Below are 17,507 nucleotides of genomic sequence, written 5' to 3'. Positions count from 1 at the left end.
CACCCCCTCCCCTAAAAATTGAGTGCATCCAATGCATCTAACGCATCCGAAACATCATAATCATCCAAATCTCTTGATGCCCACACACCATAAAGAAACATCATGAAACCATCCGTCTTTCGTTTTACTTCTTCCTTCTTTCGATAAACCTTATTGCCGTTAGGAAGTCGCTTAACTAGGACATTATTTGTGTACCATCGCATAAGAGGGTTATCGCCAAATATGACCTGTTCATTCTCGAAAGCTATTTCGATACGTGGAGCTAACAATCCACTTGCAGCATCTGGGTTCCGTATAACTTCAACTTCAAAGCCAGCAGCTTCAAATAATGGTCTAAGAATATCCATTTTGAAGTTATCCCCAATAATCTTTTTAATGTTCCAACCTTCATCTCGCCTATCGACAAACCATTTAACAACAAAGTGCGGATCCATCGTTTCAATGTCTAGGACAGACAAAAGACCATCGTTTTCCCATTCGCGTATCGGTGCGAATTTACGATGGTCCTTCTTATTGTTGTTTTCAGCCTTTTTCTTACTATACGCATAATGCTTGTCCGCAAATGGCTTGCAAACATACGAATGTGTCAGTTCTCTAGGTATAAAGAAATTGTCATTTCTTAAAAATAACAATCCCATTGAAACGAAGTCGCGAACGGAAGCATAGTCTAATGAGCCAATACATTCACGTTTTCTTAATTCCTCTAAATCATAATCTTGATTTGTCGCCTTGATTTTTTTCCATGACGTTACACTTTTCTCTAAATTTACTTTTGGTAAGTTCATACGTTTTGTAACAAACTCTTCATAACCGTCTGGATTATGTTCTAACTTGTTATACTGTTTCATCACAGTTCTTAGCAGCGTTTTCGCATAACTTGTTAATGGTGGATGAAATTGCGAATTTGCTTTCTGCCACATTTCCGAATTATGCATTTCTTCCTCTTCATCCAAACAGCACATGAACGGAAATAATCCATCTTCACGAATACTTACATGGCCGTCTAGAATATTGTCAGCTCGTTCTAGCAATTTATCTAAAAAGCCTTCACGAACGTAACCATCCGAACCAACATAAAAGATTCTTGGATTTGATACTTTACCTAGACCAGAGGTAAACACATCAACTGTGGAGGAATTTTCATATTGATGAATTTCCTCAAAAATTACACAGCCATCACGCAAACCATCTTTTGTATTTGCATTGGACGTATGATATTGAAACACTGATTTTGTGATACGAGACTCAATTAATGCCTTTTTGTGATAAAAATGTTCTTTCATTCTGTCGTCTTTATCAATCGTGTTAAAAACTTCTGTAAAGGACATTTTAGCTTGTTTTTCACTGTTTGCCACAACAGATACATTATAATTATCAATACCATGCAACTCGCTAATGAAATAATTTGCTAGTGTAGAAATACGTCCAGTCTTACCACCGCCACGACCTTCATAGTCTAAATGTTCATCGAATACCAAAGAGCCGTCTTTGTAATATAGGAAAATGAAACAAGTTTTGAATTTTTGTGTTAGTGTGAGTGGAAAATAATACTTCTCGGTAAAAGCAATATAATTCTCAATTTGCTCACTATCAAAATACATGTCATCGGCAGTTAATATGTCTCGCCCTATCAATTCAAGTAGTTTTATCCGTCGCTTATTTAAAATAATTTTACCTTCTCGCCACTGGTGAATATATTCTTCGATGTATGGATAACTAATCAAAGTAAACTACCACGTTTCGGTTTACTTTTCACAGAAGATGCTGCTGGGGCAGGGGCCGCCTTTAATTTAAATTTTATTGATTTCTCCAGTGCGATTTTTTGAGCATTAATTTTCATTTTTTCATTCATACTGGGATGACTCTTTATAAATTTCTGTGAACCGTTCTCGATGACAATACTTACACCATCACGTGCAATTGCTTCATCGCACGCTGCATCCAATTCATGCAGACGAATTAAATCATTTACTTTTTTCACTTCCAATAAATCTTCAGTATCAATTCGTGCTAATAATTGCTTTTTCAGTTTTGCTAGATTTACCTTTCTCATTTGCCCCTCCCCACTATACATCCCCCTAATGTGAATGTCTTATTTTAAATATTTTCAGAGAGTTGACCCCACCTACGGTCCCCATGGTTTTTCATTTTCACAAAATTTTTTGACGGGGGGTACCTACCATCTTTCGTCATGAGTCCATTTGTTTTCTTTTTTAGAAAATCGACCATGCTTCTCATTGTGGTGACGAATACACAGCGTCTGTAGATTATCAAGTTCGAGAGCTAACTCCGGATGAGTTTCAATCTCTTTGATATGGTCAACGTTCAACTCAATTGACTTGCGCTCACCATCTATTTTTTTCGAGTCAACATGTACATGACCAAGACGCTTACATTCTTTGCATTCATAGTTGTCGCGTTTCAAAGCTTCCTGTCTTAGTTTTTCCCAGCCTGAACTCTTGTAGAAAGTCCTTTTTTGTTCGTATGTTTTGTATTGCTTCATATTCACACCACCAATAAAAAAGCACCACCTCTATTGGTGACGCCATCACTTCTTCCTCATCTTCAATTTATGTTGTTCAATCTCGCTTCTTAAAAAAATCGAATCCCTAGCAAATGCCTTAATTGGTACAAGTGTGCCATACTTAACAAGTTGGCTAATATTCTGCCTCGAACATTCTAATATTTCAGATGCTTCTGCAGTATTCACTACCTCGTTTGCAATGTAAGCCTTAAACTCATCAACGGTTTTGAATATCAATTCTTGCCCATGTAGATTGCTTTCCACACGATCACCACCATTGCGATTGATAATGTTACTAAAGTAATCCAGCTTAATACCGTCATGCTACTGAAATCTAAATCAGCTAAGAACAAAAAGAAAATAATAATAAGCAAACCGTCCGAACTTGAAAAGGCACTCATGAATTTTTTCATAATTTTAGGGAGAATGTGATATACTGTTATTATGGTCAGGGAGATTGTTCTCCCTGTTATGGTTACTTGCGCTTCTTCGTGGAGCGCTTTTTCTTTTTCTCGTTCTTCTTCTCTCTGATTAACGTCAAGTCCTTATAGATACTAACTAGTCCTGCCGCTATTAGAACGAGATTTCTAATAAGTTCTATCACATCCACCCTTACACCTCCCTTCTTTGTATATCCTTATTTTAACACTTATATTTACATATGTCAACAAGGAAGATAGGTTGTTGTATTTTTATATTTAAAAAGACACCATCTCAATAAGTCGTGATGATGTCTTTTTTTGATAGAATTCTATGCTATTAATATAAATCGGATTTTCAATACTTTCTATGGCACAAGCTTAAGTTAAGTTTATGTGAAGTGCAAAATCAATCATTTTAATAATTTGAGCATGTTTGTTGTAAATATATCCTGGTGTATATCCTAGCTCATAAGCAGCTTCAGTTAACGTTTTTCCTTCAACATATTTTTTAAATAATATTTTATTTTCTAAACCTTTAAATTTACTAATTAGCTTTTTGGCATCATATAAATCATTCATTTTATGTGCTAATTCATATTCAATATTGACAATGACTTCTTCAAGATTAGCCGCAATTGATTCACGGTCTAATTTAACATTTCGCAAATCACCTTGAATCCATCTTCGTAATTCCCTTTTATTTCGTGTCAATTCAAATTCTAAGTAAACAATTTCTTCTTCTAATCTCTGATACTCTTTCAGCCATTCATACAACATGCTCACCTGCCTTATTTCACAAAATTTCTCACAGACTCCTCACAGTAATACTTCAAACCTGTGAGACACTCAAAGCCTTGATATGATTGGTTTCATCATACCCATATTGGGTATTTTCTCACAGGTTTACCCCCTATTTTTCTTTATATAGAATTAATTTTTTATTTATTTATATATAAATTATTTAAGAAGGTGATTTTATCTGTGAGGCCTGTGAGAACTAAACAAACCCTTATATGTCAATACTTACAGACCTCACACATTCCTCACAACCTCACAGACTTAAGATGTTTTTTACATAAAAACCGTCAAAATTGTCACGAAAATAGGTGATTTTTTGACCAAATTTCGGTCATGACGTTTTGACAGATTCAGTTATATCAATGGTTAAAAAAAAGTATTTGACCAAAAAACGGTCAAAATTTTAGCCATTTTCATGACCATTTTTATTTCACAACTTTGGGAAAACGCAAAAATCATTCTTCTTTTACATAAATTCTTTTAGATTTTCCATCAACATATTTTGAATCTGAAATATACCCATATAATTGTCTTATTTGACTACTAAACTTTGCCAATGATACTGCTTGATACCCATTGTCAGAACAATACAATCTGTACATATCATAGACATCTTTGACGACTGCACGTTCCAAATCAACCTCTTCATTATTGATAAAACTAATAATCGGATTATTTTCTTCCTGGTATTTTTCCATTTCCCGTTCGACTAGTTTCGATTTCGTAAACTGTTTGTTTTTAAGTAATCGCTTCAGCGCATTTAACGCTAAATTAAGTACATACTGCATAGATTCATCTGACAGTAATTTATCAGTAATAAAGGGGTCAAAATCATCATCATTTGCGCTGAATTTTGCTTTGAATGGGACAATCTGCAACCGTCTGCCCAACCCATCTGAATAATCATTAATACGCGGCATTTCATTAGCTGAGAAAATGAGTTTTGCATAATTCGTAAAATCGAATGGATCCTTTCCTTTTCGCTCAACGTTTAATGCTTCACCAGTAGAGAGTTTTTTCAACACGCCTGTACTTTTAATATATGCCTTATCGATATCATCACCAATATTAACTAACTTTCCAAACAGTTCGGCGGTTTTAAATCGCTGGTCTAGCTCTTTCAAGTCAAGTGAAGATGTATTTTCCGAACCTACTAGTTCACGAATTATCTTTAAAAATGACGATTTTCCATTACTTCCACCCCCAGTTAGTACAAACATTGCTGCAAATTCATTACGGCGGAATAAAATATAACCCAAGATTTCTTCTAAAATTGCCCGTATTTTTTTGTCATTTACAGCCAGCTTTGATAATGTTTTATCAGTCACATCATAGTAGGCATCCTTTATGTAAGCGACTGGTATTTTATTTCTTGTGATAATATCAGGTGAAAAATCTTCTAATTCCCATGTTTCCAAATTAAATACTCCGTTTTTAACTGGCACATATTTGGTAGATGAGAAGTTTTTTTCTTTCGCTTTCAGTTGTAAGTATGCCAATGTTTCTTGACGCTGCATACGTTTGAGATTGGGAATATGCTTAATCATGGCGCCCTCAATGTATTCCTGTTTATCACTGTATACACCATCTTGGTAAATGTGCAGTACGTTAGCTATTTTACAAATATGATGCTCATTTATAAGAAAATCACCGAACTTTTCGTGTTGGAAAGAGCCTTTTATAAAAAAAGACTCTTTCATGAATGCTTCATCACGAAGAATAATATCTAGTTCACGTTGTTCCACTGGCTCTTCTAGGATGTATTTGTTAATGATGAATATGGTATCTTTTATATCCTTTTTTGCCATTCCTTGAGACTGCATTTTTAAAATGTAGGTAAATAATTTATCGTTCCGGCCGTCACCTTCAGTTAACTTTGTTAGGTTAGGATTTTTATTACTATATGGATATAACCACACTGGCAACGGTTCATGATTGTCAGCTTTTCGAATCCATTTTCTTGTTTTGCCATTAATTTTGAGTGGATCCGCGGTATTTTTAATACCTAACTTATAATCACAAAGTAACCCTATGTTGGAATACCACTTAATTTTATTTGCCGTTATGTCATAACCTTTGAAGTAAAAATGATATCCATTATCGGTTTCCAGGACTGAGCATTGAATATTTTTATCATCTACTATGTCTAGTAATATATCAGCTGCATCGATATCATCAACATCAACCATAATGTAGTCATCTTCCAAAATACCAACATAGGAATCTTCTTTTCTGGCAGTATGATAGGATAGTAACTTAGCACCATCTTTAAAACTGGTTGCCGCATGTTTTCCGAAACCTTTCAGGTAGCCTTTATAAATGTTAATCACCTACTTTCATGATAGAATGGTATAAAAAGTTAGATTGGATGTGTTTTATTTGTTAAGAATTTCTAGATTTATTCAAGGAGTTAAAGGTATATTTTATCTGTTTACTGGAACATTTTTAACAATTCAATATTTAGCTAGAGATGTTGAAAAAACTGAAAGCATCATTGATTTCTTGAAATCTATTGATGACAGCCTATTAAAAGCTACTTTAATACTGACTTTTTTACTTGGAATAGAACATTTATTAAAGGTAATGGAATATTCCCACGAAAAGAACTCAAATTAATACTCATCCCCATAAAAATCATTAATTCTCTTCTTTGCCAATTCTAAATACCACCAATGGTCTAACTTACTCGGTATTTCCATCACGTTCACATCATCATTGATAATGAAACAGTGTTCAGGAACATATGCTATTTTTTCAGCAAGCCCATCTTTTACTTTCCGCAGCTCCTTATCATTTTTGTCTAAGCTCGCAAACACCCGAAACACTTTTTCATTCATTCGTTTATTTCCATAGACCGCATAATCATATTTACCACTTACTTTTACGATTTTTTGAAATTTAACTAAGTCCGTACAACTGGCAATTGTATCTTCAGGATCGATGCCTTTAACAAAATAATTTACAATTGCTTCATTCACGATTGGTAAATCGTAATCTAAGTTGTTTAATTTTTTAACATATGATCCTTTAGACTTGTACTTCCCATCAGCGTCTACAACGATGTAATTATTAACGTCTTTTTGGATGACTTTGACAAACTCCTCAAATTCAAGTTCCATCTTGGTCCGTTGTTCCCACTCGTAGCAAATATCATCAATTAACTCGTAGTCATTATAGTGATGTAATTTAACCAGGACCCCATCGGTATTTGCTTGAATAAGTGTACAGTAAGGCTCTAACTTCTCAATTAAGTCCAACAATAAAACTTGCCCGCCAATACAAACATTGTTGGCCATTAATGGGTCATATAGTCCGTTATATTTATCCTTCATTGCTCCAAAAGTTCCATTTATGACTATTTTTAAAGGTGCCTGGCGCTTATCTTTAGCTGCTTTATATTCTAAACGTCTATCCCTGATTTCTCGGAATTTTTCAGGATTTTTAACGTTCCTGGACAAGTATCCGTATTCAATCATCAGGGCAGGATAATATGACGCAACATCTATATTGATAAAATGACCAGTGCCAATGTAGTTATTTCTTGCACCATGGACTCCACCCCAAGCGAACAAGTGCGGTACACCTGCGACATCAATTTCTAAAACTTTTTTATAATCCTTATTTTCTTTATAAAAATCTAGGACTTCCGTATATTTATCGATGCGTAGTGTTGGAGGGAACGAGAAATTAAATTCATCGTCCCTCGGAAATAATGGTTGTTTTGCATCTAAAATAGTTGCCGACAATTGAGCTTTTGTTTTTGAGATATTACGTAAAGGTAGATTGAACATTTTTAGAAGCTCAATTTGCGATTCAAATTCCTCCAAGTTTTCCATAAATATGTGCATGGCCTCATGAACATCGTGTCGGCAGTATTTAATGACTTCTTGAATCTCGGAATCTGTTAAATTACGGTCAGTATCAAATGACACGGATGATTCTCTTATGTCATGGCCCATGAAACCTTCCAGCTGCTTGAGTGATCGTAATTTATTGGTCATGACATCGTAATTGAAAAGTTGTATCTTCCAGAAGTCTTTGTAAAACTTCCATCCTGGTTCTTTCTTGACAATAATCCATTCATTTACTTCCTGCGGCTTGAATCCACATACAATGCCTTTCAAAATGTATTGGTCATAGTGTCGGCTATTGTAACCTACCCAAATGTCATTTTTATGCTCGTTGTAGTACTCAATTAAAGCTTGCGCATTATTTACAAAAACGTGTTCACTTTTTGTATCCGTATCAGTAATGACAACTAGCCAATCATATTTAAACACTTCAAAGTCATAAAAGAGCATTACATATCACCTGTTTTCCTCAATACATAACCTCGTAAATAAGGATCGAGCGAATGAATGTCAATGGTTTCATTCGTATGAAAACGAGTAAGGCACTCGAGACATTCACGATACCTGCGAATGCCTTTTCCATTTACACGACTGTTTAAAACTTTCGTTTTGCCGTTGCATATTGGACATTTCATGAAATCACCTTCTTTATTAATAACCATGTGTATATTTAAGAAAAGTTGTGTCTAAACTATATTTGAAAAATTGAATATTTAATAAAGGCGGTGGTGCAAATGAGCTGCGGAGTGAATCTTGAAATAAAAATTTCACTCAAAGGAATTTTACTTAAGTTCCGATCGTACTTTAAAAAGAAGTAGTACGACGGTTAGTAGCAATGTTCAAAACATTGTTACTAAAAAATACAAAAGTAAATTAAACAATAGAAAGCTCATTTGTATCACCTTTTTTATTAAATATTCAATTTCATTTTCGCAATCGGCACAACATTCTAAAATGGTGTAACCGCCAACAACCTTCGTCGGTGATTCACTTTCTCTACCGCAAAACGAACATTTATTCATTAAATATCACACCTTCTTTTTCTTACGTTGACCAATTTTTCCATATATGTCTGCGATGATAATGCCCGTTTTTGTTAGTTCGGCATTATCTGTAATTAATTTATTTTGATTTAATCGTGCAAGTTGTCCACGAGTAATTAATTGCAAATTATCTAATGACACGTTTTGTTTATTTCCATCTAGGAACAACAAACAGTGACCTTTTGGTATTGGTCCGTTTGCTTCTTCCCAAACAACAACTTGCTTTAGTCTCCATCGTTCATGCCATGCCCCTTCGTCAGATACTTTTATTAGGACATAGCCGTCTCGATCTACACGTTCAGTACCTACTGGCTTATAATTTTTTGGCCTTTGACCTTTTTTAAATGAAGTACTATTACCTCCGACATTGTATAAACCTTTTGTTCCTTTATTGGCAGGAGTTTGACCTGGTTTAAATTGACTATTTACCCCATTAGTCAATCCGTGATTTTTCATGAAATCTCGTATTTTTCGGACTTCTATATTCAATCCAAAATGCTCATTAAATTTCTTGGTTAACTCATTACTGGTTATACCTTTAACATTTTTACGAATAAATTCAGCTTGTTCTTCTGTATATTTATGGGCCACCTTTACCCCTCCAGCATTTTGGGTTTCACCGCATTAGCTGCAATGTTTTCCTCATACGCAGTTTTTGCTTTTAATACTAAAGTACCGTTTGCGATAATTTGAGTTGCAACATCAGTAACTGCTTTTGCCCTGTTAATTTCTTCTGCTAACCTATCACCAACTAGTTCTTCATCCCCTAATCGCTCTAGCTGCGCAAATAAATGATTTTGTAAATCACCCAATGTGTTTTTCATTTATAATCACCCTTTCAAAAATCCATTTTTAACCCAAATATTTCTCCAGGCTTTTTCAAGCCTTAATTTACTTCGCCTTTTGATTGCTTTTTTCAAACGTTTTACCCTTTTACGCTTGTTCAAAATATCAACCCCTAAAATAAAAGGGAGCGTGGTAGCTCCCAATATTTAAACTTCAAATACTTCTAAAATCTCGAATGTATCGTAGCCGTCTTTATTTGTGCCTTTTTCAAGCAAATACTCAAACTTACCATCAATATCTTCATGGATGTCCATCACTAATTCCGCATAATCTGAAAATCCTTTAAATTCAACATCATCTTTTTCACAATCCCAAATGCCACGCAACATTTCATTATTTTGATGAACTTGTAATCCAAATGCACGATCATTTTGCGGCTGCATCACCTTATTGTAGAAAATGCGTTGTCCCCCAAAATCTCCTTCTAAAATCTTAAACCAAATTGATAACATTGGGTCGCCTTTTTTTGATTGGGTTAATTCCATCTTTTCAACTTCAACCTCATACTCCCCATCAGGAACAGGCTCAAGATCACCAAGTCCACCGTTTTCCTCTACTTCCTTTACATCAGCTGCTAATGCCTCAACATCTACTTGTTTATCAAATTTGCTCCAATCGAATGTTGTCATAATTATTCAACCCCCATGATTTCTTTTGGTGTATTGTAAGAAAAAGTTAAATCAACTAAGAAATACTCACCATATTTGTTGTGTTTTTCAGCAATTTTGTGCATTATTAAATGCTTGTCCTCTTTTGCTTCAGTTACGATTGCTTCAGCTTCCAAACGAGTTGTTGCGAAGTGTTGTTCCTTTGTATTCAATTCATATTTTGCCATTTTCATAACCTCCAATAGTTATAGATTTTTATATTAAGAACGGCGGCGGCGTGTACGTTTTGCCGGTGGTTCCTCTTCAGTTTGTTCTTTTGCGGATGATTCTTCACCAGGTGGCGTATCGTCAACCGCTTCACGTTGTCTACGTTTGCGCTCTCTCTTAGGTACTTCGCTTTCATCCTCTTTTTCGTCCTCATTGTCAGATTTACGAGAACGTCTTTCACGTTTTGGTGGCTCGTCAGTGGCATTTGCTTCTTGTTCAAAAATCCCTTCGTCATATTCCTCTTTTGTTACTGGTTCACAATGTGCAAAATCGATTCCAGTTGGAGTTTCATCACCTTTTTTGTACATCACGTAAGAGTCACTTTCTGGATGGTAAAAATACGAATCTTCCTCGAAAACTTCTGTAGATTCTTGCTCTGAATCTTTTCTCTTTCTTTCACGCTTAGGCTTGTCATCTGATTGCTTTTCTTTCGCAGGTGCCGCTTTCTTCTTAGTCGCTTTACCTTCCTGTGCTGCAGTTAATTCTTCAATAAAGGCATCCATTTCTAGTGGAATGACATCCACTTGGAAATCAAAGCGGCCGCCACCAAATACATTTTGCTTTTTTGCCAGCTGCAGGAATCGTTCATCATCTGAATTAACGAATGCTCTTAATGTAAGGTCCACGGTACCAGTTAAGAAATTAGCGACTTTATCATTGATGTTAGGCTTAAATGTGGTCCGTTTTGCCCCACCTTTAAGAGTGATTTCCTCAACTTTTTCCTTACTGATATAGATGATTTGGTATCCTAATGCTTTTAATCGCTTCATAGCATTGTTAAATTCCGTTGTTACCTTTGACCATCCCTTACCATATGATCCATCAGATTCATGTTCCCATCCGTTTTTATCAAACACATAAATCCGGCAATGTTCATACAGATCCTCAACCAAGTCTAGTGCCACAGCTTCAAAATCGTTTTCTTCTGTTTCCAAGTCACTAATAGTTTCCAAGAAAACATCCCATGCTAATTTGCGATTTGTAACACGACCTGTTTTAGTTACCTCATCCTTAATCGCAATTACTGGTGCTGTAGTATTGTCCGTATTTCCATCAGTGTTAAGGAATAACACGTTATCCACATTATCCACAAAAGTACTTTTTCCAACATAGCTGTCTGCATAAATCCAAAAGTCCGGCTTAGTATCAATCTTTCTTTCGCGACGTTCATTTTTAGGTAATGCCATTAAAACCTCTCCTTTTTCATTTGTAATTAGTTCTAAATAATTTGGTGCAAATTTTGGATTGCAGCTGAAGCAATTTCCACTTGTGTTTTTTGGCCATTCCGTTGCCGATTCAATATTACTAATGCTGTTTTGAAAATAAATCACGTTCATGTTGTCATATTCAATAGGCACCAATGTTAGTTGTGATTCTTCAACAGCTTGGACAATTCGTTTGCGATAGTGAAACAAATCCTCGTTGTCTTTTTGCTTTAATGATGTTTTTGGAACAAACAAATAGGCTAATCGTTGTACATCAAATTCATCATCTTCTAAGTAGTGCTTATAAATATGCAACTGTCCAGAATCCATGTAATTTTTAATATGATTGGAATACTTAAAGTCCATCACCATACAAGTTCCATCTGGTGCCTTTAAGATTAAATCCACGAATCCCTTATAGTTTTCAGTGTTAATCTCGTATTCATGGATCAACTCAAAGTCTTGAAAATTTTTATCCAAGTAATCTTTAACTTTAGGAATCAATACTTCTAGCTTTATCGCTTCATTGATAATTTCATCCGTTAACACTGGAAATGCGTTGTAGTATTCTTCCAAAGCTGTTTCCACATTAGTTTCAATACCCCTGTGAAGTGCTGAACCAATGATTAATGGATTATCCGCATCATATTTCGGTAATTCAGTTAATTTATCAATGTAACGCAACTTAAAGTGATAGGGACAATCTTCAAATAGTGATACACGGCTGTATGAGTATTGAGTCATGTTTTCATCACTTCCAATACTTCCTTGGTTGATTTTTGAACTTTATTTATTGCTAAATAAATTTTTCGGTTCGAATCCTCGACCGATTTTAAATAGCTGTTTAAGTCGCTGACGGCTTTTTTTTCAACGAGTAATTCTCTTGTATTGATTAGTTTTAAAGCGTTCAAAATGGTACTTGAATAACCTTTAAATCGCCATTTCATTGATGTAGACTTATCTATTGGATTGAACACTTCTTCAAGACGTTCCACAGTTACGTTCATGCTGTCATATTCAGAGATTCTCACAGTACCTAAGTCTATTAATACTTTTTTATTGCTCACTCCATCACCTCACGCTTAAACCACTTGTACTTTTTAAATTCTGTCAGTGACCAATTATATTTGGAAGCCGGTTCCAAGTTTCCATTATTCTTTACATATATTTCTTTTATTTCATCTTTCATAATTAATTCGAACAACTCAGCAAGTGATATTTCTTTATATCTCTTCACCTAAAACCACCTCTCTTTCCAAGATTCAAAATCTTTTGGTCTTAAAATATAAGCTTCACCGCCTGAATCTTTTATTTTACGAATGTTATAAAGTTGCAGCTTACTAGGTTGTCCAACATCTGTTTTTAATTCAATCCCGTGGAACGTACCATCTATACAAGCCAAGATGTCTGGAACACCTTCCTTGGTGTATTGAGACCCCGCCCAATACTTTATATAATAGGCACCGTTATCTTTTAAAAACTGAATTACTTTCTTTTGAAATGCTGACTCACGCATGTAATTCACCCGTTAGCTGCATGAATGCTTCCTTATCTCGGTTATCAAGTGCTCGATCAATTGCATTCATTAAATTAAAATGCTCGATTTCTTTCATTACTTGATTTGTTTCGTCCCCTAATCGCTCTTCAACTTCTTGTTTAATAGCCTCACGAATTTTACTTGCCATATAGGCATGCACTAAACTCGCAAGAAGGTCATTACGGTGTTCTGGAATCATCAATTTATCACCACTTTCATTCTTCAATCACTTTCCATGTCAAGCTGTGACTTGTCATCCACTCTTCTAATGCATCTAACTGTGATTCGGTTCCTTCCACTTGATATTTTTCTTTGAAAAACCCAGCGGTTTTATTAGTTGTTGGTTTTGTCGTTATCACTGGTACTTTAACAATTCTGTCGGCACCTTCTTTTTCACCATCCGCTTGAATTTGCGCTCTAATTTCTTCAACGGTTTTATAGTCAAGTAGATTAAAATATACTGACTCTGGCAAGTTAACACCTAATACTGTATTAGCCTGTTGAACTGTCATTCTAATAATTTCTTTATCAGCATCTTCCTTATCTTGTTGTATTCCAAGGTACTCCGCTTTAGTTGTTAACTCATCCCTAATAGCTTTCATTGCTTTACCTTTGTTGTAATATTCATCCGGAATGATTAACTGAGCAGCAAATTTTCCATTCAATCCTTCTTTTTCAAGTAATCCATCAATAATTGTTTGAATTTGCTTTCGCTTCTCTTCTTTACGCTGATTTTCAAACTCATCATGTTGCTCTTTCAATGGATTGATAACAGAATCGAATTTAGCACCCAGTTCCTTACATTGATTTTCAAAAGCTGTTACTGATTCCGTTAGCTTCTTTTTAGTTTCCTTACGGTAGTCATCTAATGCTTTTTTACCTTTGTTTAGTTCTGTAATAGTTTTCTTACAAGCAGCTGCATCTTTTTCAGTAAAAGTAAGACCTTCATATTTTTTTAGTTGCTCATCTAAAACTGCTGATAACTCATCAAAGTTAAATTCAACGACAGCTGGTGTTAAATTAATAGTTTTGACTTGTAGCTCCGTACTCATTTGTTTACCACTCTCTTCCTTTGATTTTTAACTTGTTCTTTTGCTGTAGCCCACCTACAATTACCAGGCTCATAATTTCCATTAACATCCTTACGATCAATGCTTAATTCATCTGAATAACCGTTGTTTATCGCCCAGTCATAGAAAGATTGAAAGCTATTTTTCCATTCATCACAGATCGTTATTCCTCTTGAACCATACCATTTGATGTAATCTGGATTATTTGGGTTAAAACATCGTTCTTTCATATTGCACCAGATGTTATAAAGCCTGTGTTCAGATAAACCATGTGTTGTATTTCTTTTTATACAGGTTTCCTTTGCCTTTTCGATTGAGTAACAGCCGCACGATTTAGTATGTCCACTTCGTAATCTACCGGCTGTAACAGCAGTTTCATTTCCGCAATCACATCGGCATAACCAATACGAATTGTAATGTCTATCTTTTCTTATAAAACCTAACACTGTTAATCTGTGAAATTTATTGCCAGTCAAGTCCTGCATCATTCATCACCTTTTCAAATAGAAAATCAGTGAAATCAACACCTTTACTTAGCGCTTCATACATTTTTTCTTCTATTGAGTTTTTACAAATTAATTGGTAGTAAAAGCATGTTGATTTTTGACCTATACGATGTGTTCTTTTTTGTGATTGCATCCAATCTTCACATTTATCCGTTGGAGTAAAATATACAATCTTGTTAGATTTTTGAAGGTTAAGACCTTTCGCACCTGCTTGGTATTGTATTAAGGTAATTGAATCATCTTTCATTTCGTAGTTAGAAAGATCCTTAACATCACCATTCACTTCTGAGATTGGTCTTTCAAATTTTGATACAATCTCTTTTAATTTCAGCAACTCTTTTTTGAAATTGTAAAAAACTATTAATCTGTCATTTGTACTGGAAACTAAATCTTCAAAGGCTCTTAATTTGTTTTCGTTATAATGACCACACAGCATCCGTAAATAAAGCCTTTTACTAGATGTTGTATCTCCAACTAATACTTCATCGCCAATTTCAACAATGTGCTCTTTGAAAAATTGTTTGTATTCTTTGGAAGATTCAACTTTAAACTGAATGAAGTTTTGTTCAGGCAAATCAAACGCTTCTTCAGTCTTCATGAATATGGCACCGTGTTTCCTTAACTTTGCTTTTAAACGGTCAATGTTCTTGTAACCGGTTATGACATACTTTTGGTTGCGATCGTCCCATTCCTGGATAACAAACTGCTTGTAAAATAGTTCTTTACTAATATTCCAACCTAGCAACCTACACTGGCTCCAAATTTCTTCATACTTACCACCAATAGGTGTACCACTTAGTAAAATGACACCATCTGGTTTAAGCTGCAGTATGAATTTTGTTTGATTGGACTTCTCATTTTTAATCTTGGACGACTCGTCCAACATTAGAGTGAAATCTCGTAGTTTAAGTAATTCCATTCTTCTCCAAGCGGTTTCGTAGTTAACTACTAAAATGCTTTCAGCCGGAATGTTTTCTAAAAGCTGCTTGTCGAACCGTATCACGTTGTAACCGTCATAGTGTTGTTTAAAATGTTCTACCCAATCATCTATCTTTGATTTTTGACAGATTAATAAATTATAAGGAGTATTAAGTTCCCACATTTTTTCACTACCAACGAATGTTTTCCCAAGACCCGTTTGTCACATGTCAAGGTAATAAGCCACCCTATTAAAATCATAAGTTTCATTCAAAGTTCTTTCTTGATGTGGAAATAGCTTTAACCTTGACATTGCGCATCACCAACCTTTATACGGCGACCTCTTATTGAAAATTCGAATCCACGTTTCATTCGTTCATGAGCAACTCTAAAAGGTTTTAATCCCAATGATATACTCGCTTCTTTCATACTCTTATATCTTTTCCCATCAACATAAGTAGGTATTGGTTTTGGCTGCAATTCCAATTCATGAGAGTGTTTTATATTTTCTTTTTGAGTACACCATTCTAAATTTTGATGAAAATTATTTTTCTTAACTGCATCTTTATGATTTACAACTGGCAACTTATTTGGATTACCAACAAACGCTTCGGCAACTAATCTATGAACATATTTTTTCTTTACTTTTCCGTTTTTGTCATAAAGATTAACCCTTAAATAACCACCAGTGTTTATATATGGTTTTATAAGTCCTTTTCGCCTCGATGTTGTAGTTATAAGTGAATATACATTTCCATATTCATCAACCTCATATAGTCCCTCAAAGCCTTTGATTTGACGTCTAATGTAAATCCCCCCATTTCATGCTATAATGTCTGTGAAAAATAATTTCTTTTTAGGCCACTTTGCAGAGTGGTCTTTTTTAATCTCGCGCTCTGAAACATTCGACCTGCTGCTTTTCGATGAGATATCTTTGTAAATTATTTTCATTTACAATGTCATTTCCAAATTTGTAGTAAACATCACCTGGATAAATCTCTAACCCAAACACATCTTCAATTGGATGATTTTCAATCTCTGTCACTCTTACAAACTCCTTTACTGTATAAATTTTTTCCACCGCCCGGCTTTGGTAAGCTCAACAAACAATTCAAAAGTGATACCGTATTTTTCTTTGATACCAATGTGTACAAAGTAATCTCCCAACTTCTCTAACTGTTCATCTGGCATTCATTTCACCTGCCTTTTTATTTACTAACGTCGCTACCGTCACGTTTAGCTATCAGTCCGAACAAAAAATTTGATAAATCAAATATCTGTTATGTCTACAATCTCAAGTTCAGAATCATCAGGACTATCAGGAAAACCTGATGATACTTCTAAAACATTAATTCCATACGTGTTTTCCAAAACATAAGCAACATCTTTCGCAGAATCATATTTGCACTCTTTTTCAACCTTTCTTACAATTTCTTCCAACTCGTCATCATTCATTGTGTTAGGCTGTTTAATGATGACTTCTCCGCGATATTTTATATTTTCCTCAATCGTTAACTCTACTTTTTTCAAGTCTTTCATCTCCTTTCAAAGTTTAAAATTGTACTTCTTCATAAATCGTCTAGTTGTTACAGCTTTTCTTGGAAACCATAACGGCCTGTATTGCATCGACTCCCAATCACGCTGTATGCGAATACTTATCAATCTTCGATACTTTCTAAAGCGTTTCAGTGTTAAACGTTTACGCCGCATCTACTCACTCTCCTTTGTAATGCTCTAGCATTTGACCAACAGTGACGATTTCTCGCAGGTCCGTTGAGTAGCCAACGTTTGCTAGTTTTGCGTGTAGGTCACCGTCTGCAACGTAATCTAAAAGTTCTTTGCTTATTGGCATTGTTTTCACCTGCCTCTCAAAATAACTGGAATACTTTATGTCGTTGATGCATAACTTAGT

At 35.0% G+C, this 17,507-nt stretch carries 26 protein-coding genes and 2 pseudogenes; 1 reads left to right on the top strand and 27 read right to left on the bottom strand.

Annotated elements, in window-relative coordinates; genetic code table 11:
* Nucleotides 1–11: 11 nt before the first annotated feature.
* The 6 genes from GX497_05625 to GX497_05600 form a co-directional block, all read right to left on the bottom strand.
* Nucleotides 12–1,724: a terminase large subunit gene (locus GX497_05625; protein HHY72693.1), complete on the bottom strand. Its 1,713-nt coding sequence runs from the start codon at nucleotides 1,722–1,724 to the stop codon at nucleotides 12–14.
* A complete protein-coding gene (locus tag GX497_05620) occupies nucleotides 1,721–2,053 on the bottom strand; it encodes a terminase (protein ID HHY72692.1) in 333 nt (110 codons plus the stop codon). The genes GX497_05625 and GX497_05620 overlap by 4 nt, the downstream gene beginning before the upstream one ends.
* 123 nt (nucleotides 2,054–2,176) lie before the next feature.
* Nucleotides 2,177–2,503 carry an HNH endonuclease gene (locus GX497_05615; GenBank protein ID HHY72691.1) on the bottom strand — a complete coding sequence of 109 codons (327 nt, stop codon included), beginning with the start codon at nucleotides 2,501–2,503 and terminating at the stop codon, nucleotides 2,177–2,179.
* A 45-nt stretch (nucleotides 2,504–2,548) separates the two neighbouring features.
* On the bottom strand, nucleotides 2,549–2,761 hold the full coding sequence (locus tag GX497_05610) for a DNA-binding protein (GenBank protein ID HHY72690.1): 213 nt from the start codon (nucleotides 2,759–2,761) through the stop codon (nucleotides 2,549–2,551).
* A gap of 563 nt (nucleotides 2,762–3,324) precedes the next feature.
* A complete protein-coding gene (locus tag GX497_05605) occupies nucleotides 3,325–3,720 on the bottom strand; it encodes a hypothetical protein (protein ID HHY72689.1) in 396 nt (131 codons plus the stop codon).
* A gap of 479 nt (nucleotides 3,721–4,199) precedes the next feature.
* On the bottom strand, nucleotides 4,200–6,065 hold the full coding sequence (locus GX497_05600) for a DNA primase (GenBank protein ID HHY72688.1): 1,866 nt from the start codon (nucleotides 6,063–6,065) through the stop codon (nucleotides 4,200–4,202).
* A 58-nt stretch (nucleotides 6,066–6,123) separates the two neighbouring features.
* Between GX497_05600 and GX497_05595 the strand changes: the two genes are divergently transcribed.
* On the top strand, nucleotides 6,124–6,360 hold the full coding sequence (locus tag GX497_05595) for a hypothetical protein (GenBank protein ID HHY72687.1): 237 nt from the start codon (nucleotides 6,124–6,126) through the stop codon (nucleotides 6,358–6,360).
* Here the strand turns inward: GX497_05595 and GX497_05590 are convergent.
* From GX497_05590 to GX497_05490, 21 genes and pseudogenes are all read right to left on the bottom strand, one after another.
* Nucleotides 6,357–8,045, bottom strand: coding sequence for a hypothetical protein (locus GX497_05590; GenBank protein HHY72686.1), 1,689 nt, complete (start codon nucleotides 8,043–8,045; stop codon nucleotides 6,357–6,359). The genes GX497_05595 and GX497_05590 overlap by 4 nt on opposite strands.
* Nucleotides 8,045–8,230, bottom strand: coding sequence for a hypothetical protein (locus GX497_05585; GenBank protein ID HHY72685.1), 186 nt, complete (start codon nucleotides 8,228–8,230; stop codon nucleotides 8,045–8,047). Before GX497_05585 ends, GX497_05590 begins: the two co-directional genes overlap by 1 nt.
* Before the next feature lie 204 nt (nucleotides 8,231–8,434).
* Nucleotides 8,435–8,617 carry a hypothetical protein gene (locus GX497_05580; protein HHY72684.1) on the bottom strand — a complete coding sequence of 61 codons (183 nt, stop codon included), beginning with the start codon at nucleotides 8,615–8,617 and terminating at the stop codon, nucleotides 8,435–8,437.
* A gap of 6 nt (nucleotides 8,618–8,623) precedes the next feature.
* Complete coding sequence (locus GX497_05575; protein HHY72683.1) at nucleotides 8,624–9,229, bottom strand: HNH endonuclease; 606 nt, start codon at nucleotides 9,227–9,229, stop codon at nucleotides 8,624–8,626.
* A gap of 2 nt (nucleotides 9,230–9,231) precedes the next feature.
* Nucleotides 9,232–9,462 (bottom strand): hypothetical protein, encoded by a 231-nt coding sequence (locus tag GX497_05570; protein ID HHY72682.1) that lies wholly within the window; start codon nucleotides 9,460–9,462, stop codon nucleotides 9,232–9,234.
* Between the two features lie 168 nt (nucleotides 9,463–9,630).
* The gene (locus GX497_05565; protein ID HHY72681.1) at nucleotides 9,631–10,113 is read right to left on the bottom strand and encodes a DUF669 domain-containing protein; all 483 of its coding nucleotides are present in this window, start codon (nucleotides 10,111–10,113) and stop codon (nucleotides 9,631–9,633) included.
* A 2-nt stretch (nucleotides 10,114–10,115) separates the two neighbouring features.
* The gene (locus tag GX497_05560) at nucleotides 10,116–10,319 is read right to left on the bottom strand and encodes a hypothetical protein (protein HHY72680.1); all 204 of its coding nucleotides are present in this window, start codon (nucleotides 10,317–10,319) and stop codon (nucleotides 10,116–10,118) included.
* 33 nt (nucleotides 10,320–10,352) lie between these two features.
* Nucleotides 10,353–12,308 (bottom strand): AAA family ATPase, encoded by a 1,956-nt coding sequence (locus GX497_05555; GenBank protein HHY72679.1) that lies wholly within the window; start codon nucleotides 12,306–12,308, stop codon nucleotides 10,353–10,355.
* Complete coding sequence (locus GX497_05550) at nucleotides 12,305–12,631, bottom strand: hypothetical protein (protein HHY72678.1); 327 nt, start codon at nucleotides 12,629–12,631, stop codon at nucleotides 12,305–12,307. The genes GX497_05555 and GX497_05550 overlap by 4 nt, the downstream gene beginning before the upstream one ends.
* The gene (locus GX497_05545; GenBank protein HHY72677.1) at nucleotides 12,628–12,801 is read right to left on the bottom strand and encodes a hypothetical protein; all 174 of its coding nucleotides are present in this window, start codon (nucleotides 12,799–12,801) and stop codon (nucleotides 12,628–12,630) included. The genes GX497_05550 and GX497_05545 overlap by 4 nt, the downstream gene beginning before the upstream one ends.
* Nucleotides 12,802–13,080 carry a VRR-NUC domain-containing protein gene (locus tag GX497_05540; protein ID HHY72676.1) on the bottom strand — a complete coding sequence of 93 codons (279 nt, stop codon included), beginning with the start codon at nucleotides 13,078–13,080 and terminating at the stop codon, nucleotides 12,802–12,804. It abuts the gene before it with no gap.
* Nucleotides 13,073–13,327 (bottom strand): IDEAL domain-containing protein, encoded by a 255-nt coding sequence (locus GX497_05535; protein ID HHY72675.1) that lies wholly within the window; start codon nucleotides 13,325–13,327, stop codon nucleotides 13,073–13,075. The genes GX497_05540 and GX497_05535 overlap by 8 nt, the downstream gene beginning before the upstream one ends.
* A complete protein-coding gene (locus GX497_05530; GenBank protein ID HHY72674.1) occupies nucleotides 13,317–14,153 on the bottom strand; it encodes a DUF1351 domain-containing protein in 837 nt (278 codons plus the stop codon). The genes GX497_05535 and GX497_05530 overlap by 11 nt, the downstream gene beginning before the upstream one ends.
* On the bottom strand, nucleotides 14,150–14,659 hold the full coding sequence (locus GX497_05525; protein HHY72673.1) for a hypothetical protein: 510 nt from the start codon (nucleotides 14,657–14,659) through the stop codon (nucleotides 14,150–14,152). The genes GX497_05530 and GX497_05525 overlap by 4 nt, the downstream gene beginning before the upstream one ends.
* Nucleotides 14,634–15,908 (bottom strand): annotated as a pseudogene (locus tag GX497_05520) (DEAD/DEAH box helicase). Before GX497_05520 ends, GX497_05525 begins: the two are co-directional and overlap by 26 nt.
* Nucleotides 15,896–16,180 carry a hypothetical protein gene (locus GX497_05515; GenBank protein HHY72672.1) on the bottom strand — a complete coding sequence of 95 codons (285 nt, stop codon included), beginning with the start codon at nucleotides 16,178–16,180 and terminating at the stop codon, nucleotides 15,896–15,898. Before GX497_05515 ends, GX497_05520 begins: the two are co-directional and overlap by 13 nt.
* Before the next feature lie 75 nt (nucleotides 16,181–16,255).
* Nucleotides 16,256–16,408 (bottom strand): annotated as a pseudogene (locus tag GX497_05510) (endonuclease).
* A 70-nt stretch (nucleotides 16,409–16,478) separates the two neighbouring features.
* Complete coding sequence (locus tag GX497_05505) at nucleotides 16,479–16,640, bottom strand: hypothetical protein (protein ID HHY72671.1); 162 nt, start codon at nucleotides 16,638–16,640, stop codon at nucleotides 16,479–16,481.
* 224 nt (nucleotides 16,641–16,864) lie between these two features.
* Nucleotides 16,865–17,125, bottom strand: a complete 261-nt coding sequence (locus tag GX497_05500) for a hypothetical protein (GenBank protein HHY72670.1) — start codon at nucleotides 17,123–17,125, stop codon at nucleotides 16,865–16,867.
* Nucleotides 17,126–17,140: 15 nt separating this feature from the next.
* Nucleotides 17,141–17,305, bottom strand: coding sequence for a hypothetical protein (locus tag GX497_05495; GenBank protein HHY72669.1), 165 nt, complete (start codon nucleotides 17,303–17,305; stop codon nucleotides 17,141–17,143).
* Nucleotides 17,306–17,309: 4 nt separating this feature from the next.
* Nucleotides 17,310–17,447, bottom strand: coding sequence for a hypothetical protein (locus GX497_05490; protein HHY72668.1), 138 nt, complete (start codon nucleotides 17,445–17,447; stop codon nucleotides 17,310–17,312).
* Between the last annotated feature and the right edge of the window lie 60 nt (nucleotides 17,448–17,507).

It is taken from the genome of Bacillus sp. (in: firmicutes) (genome assembly GCA_012842745.1).
GTDB lineage: Bacteria > Bacillota > Bacilli > Bacillales > Bacillaceae_J > Schinkia.
This window is presented reverse-complemented; position numbering and strand designations above follow the sequence as displayed.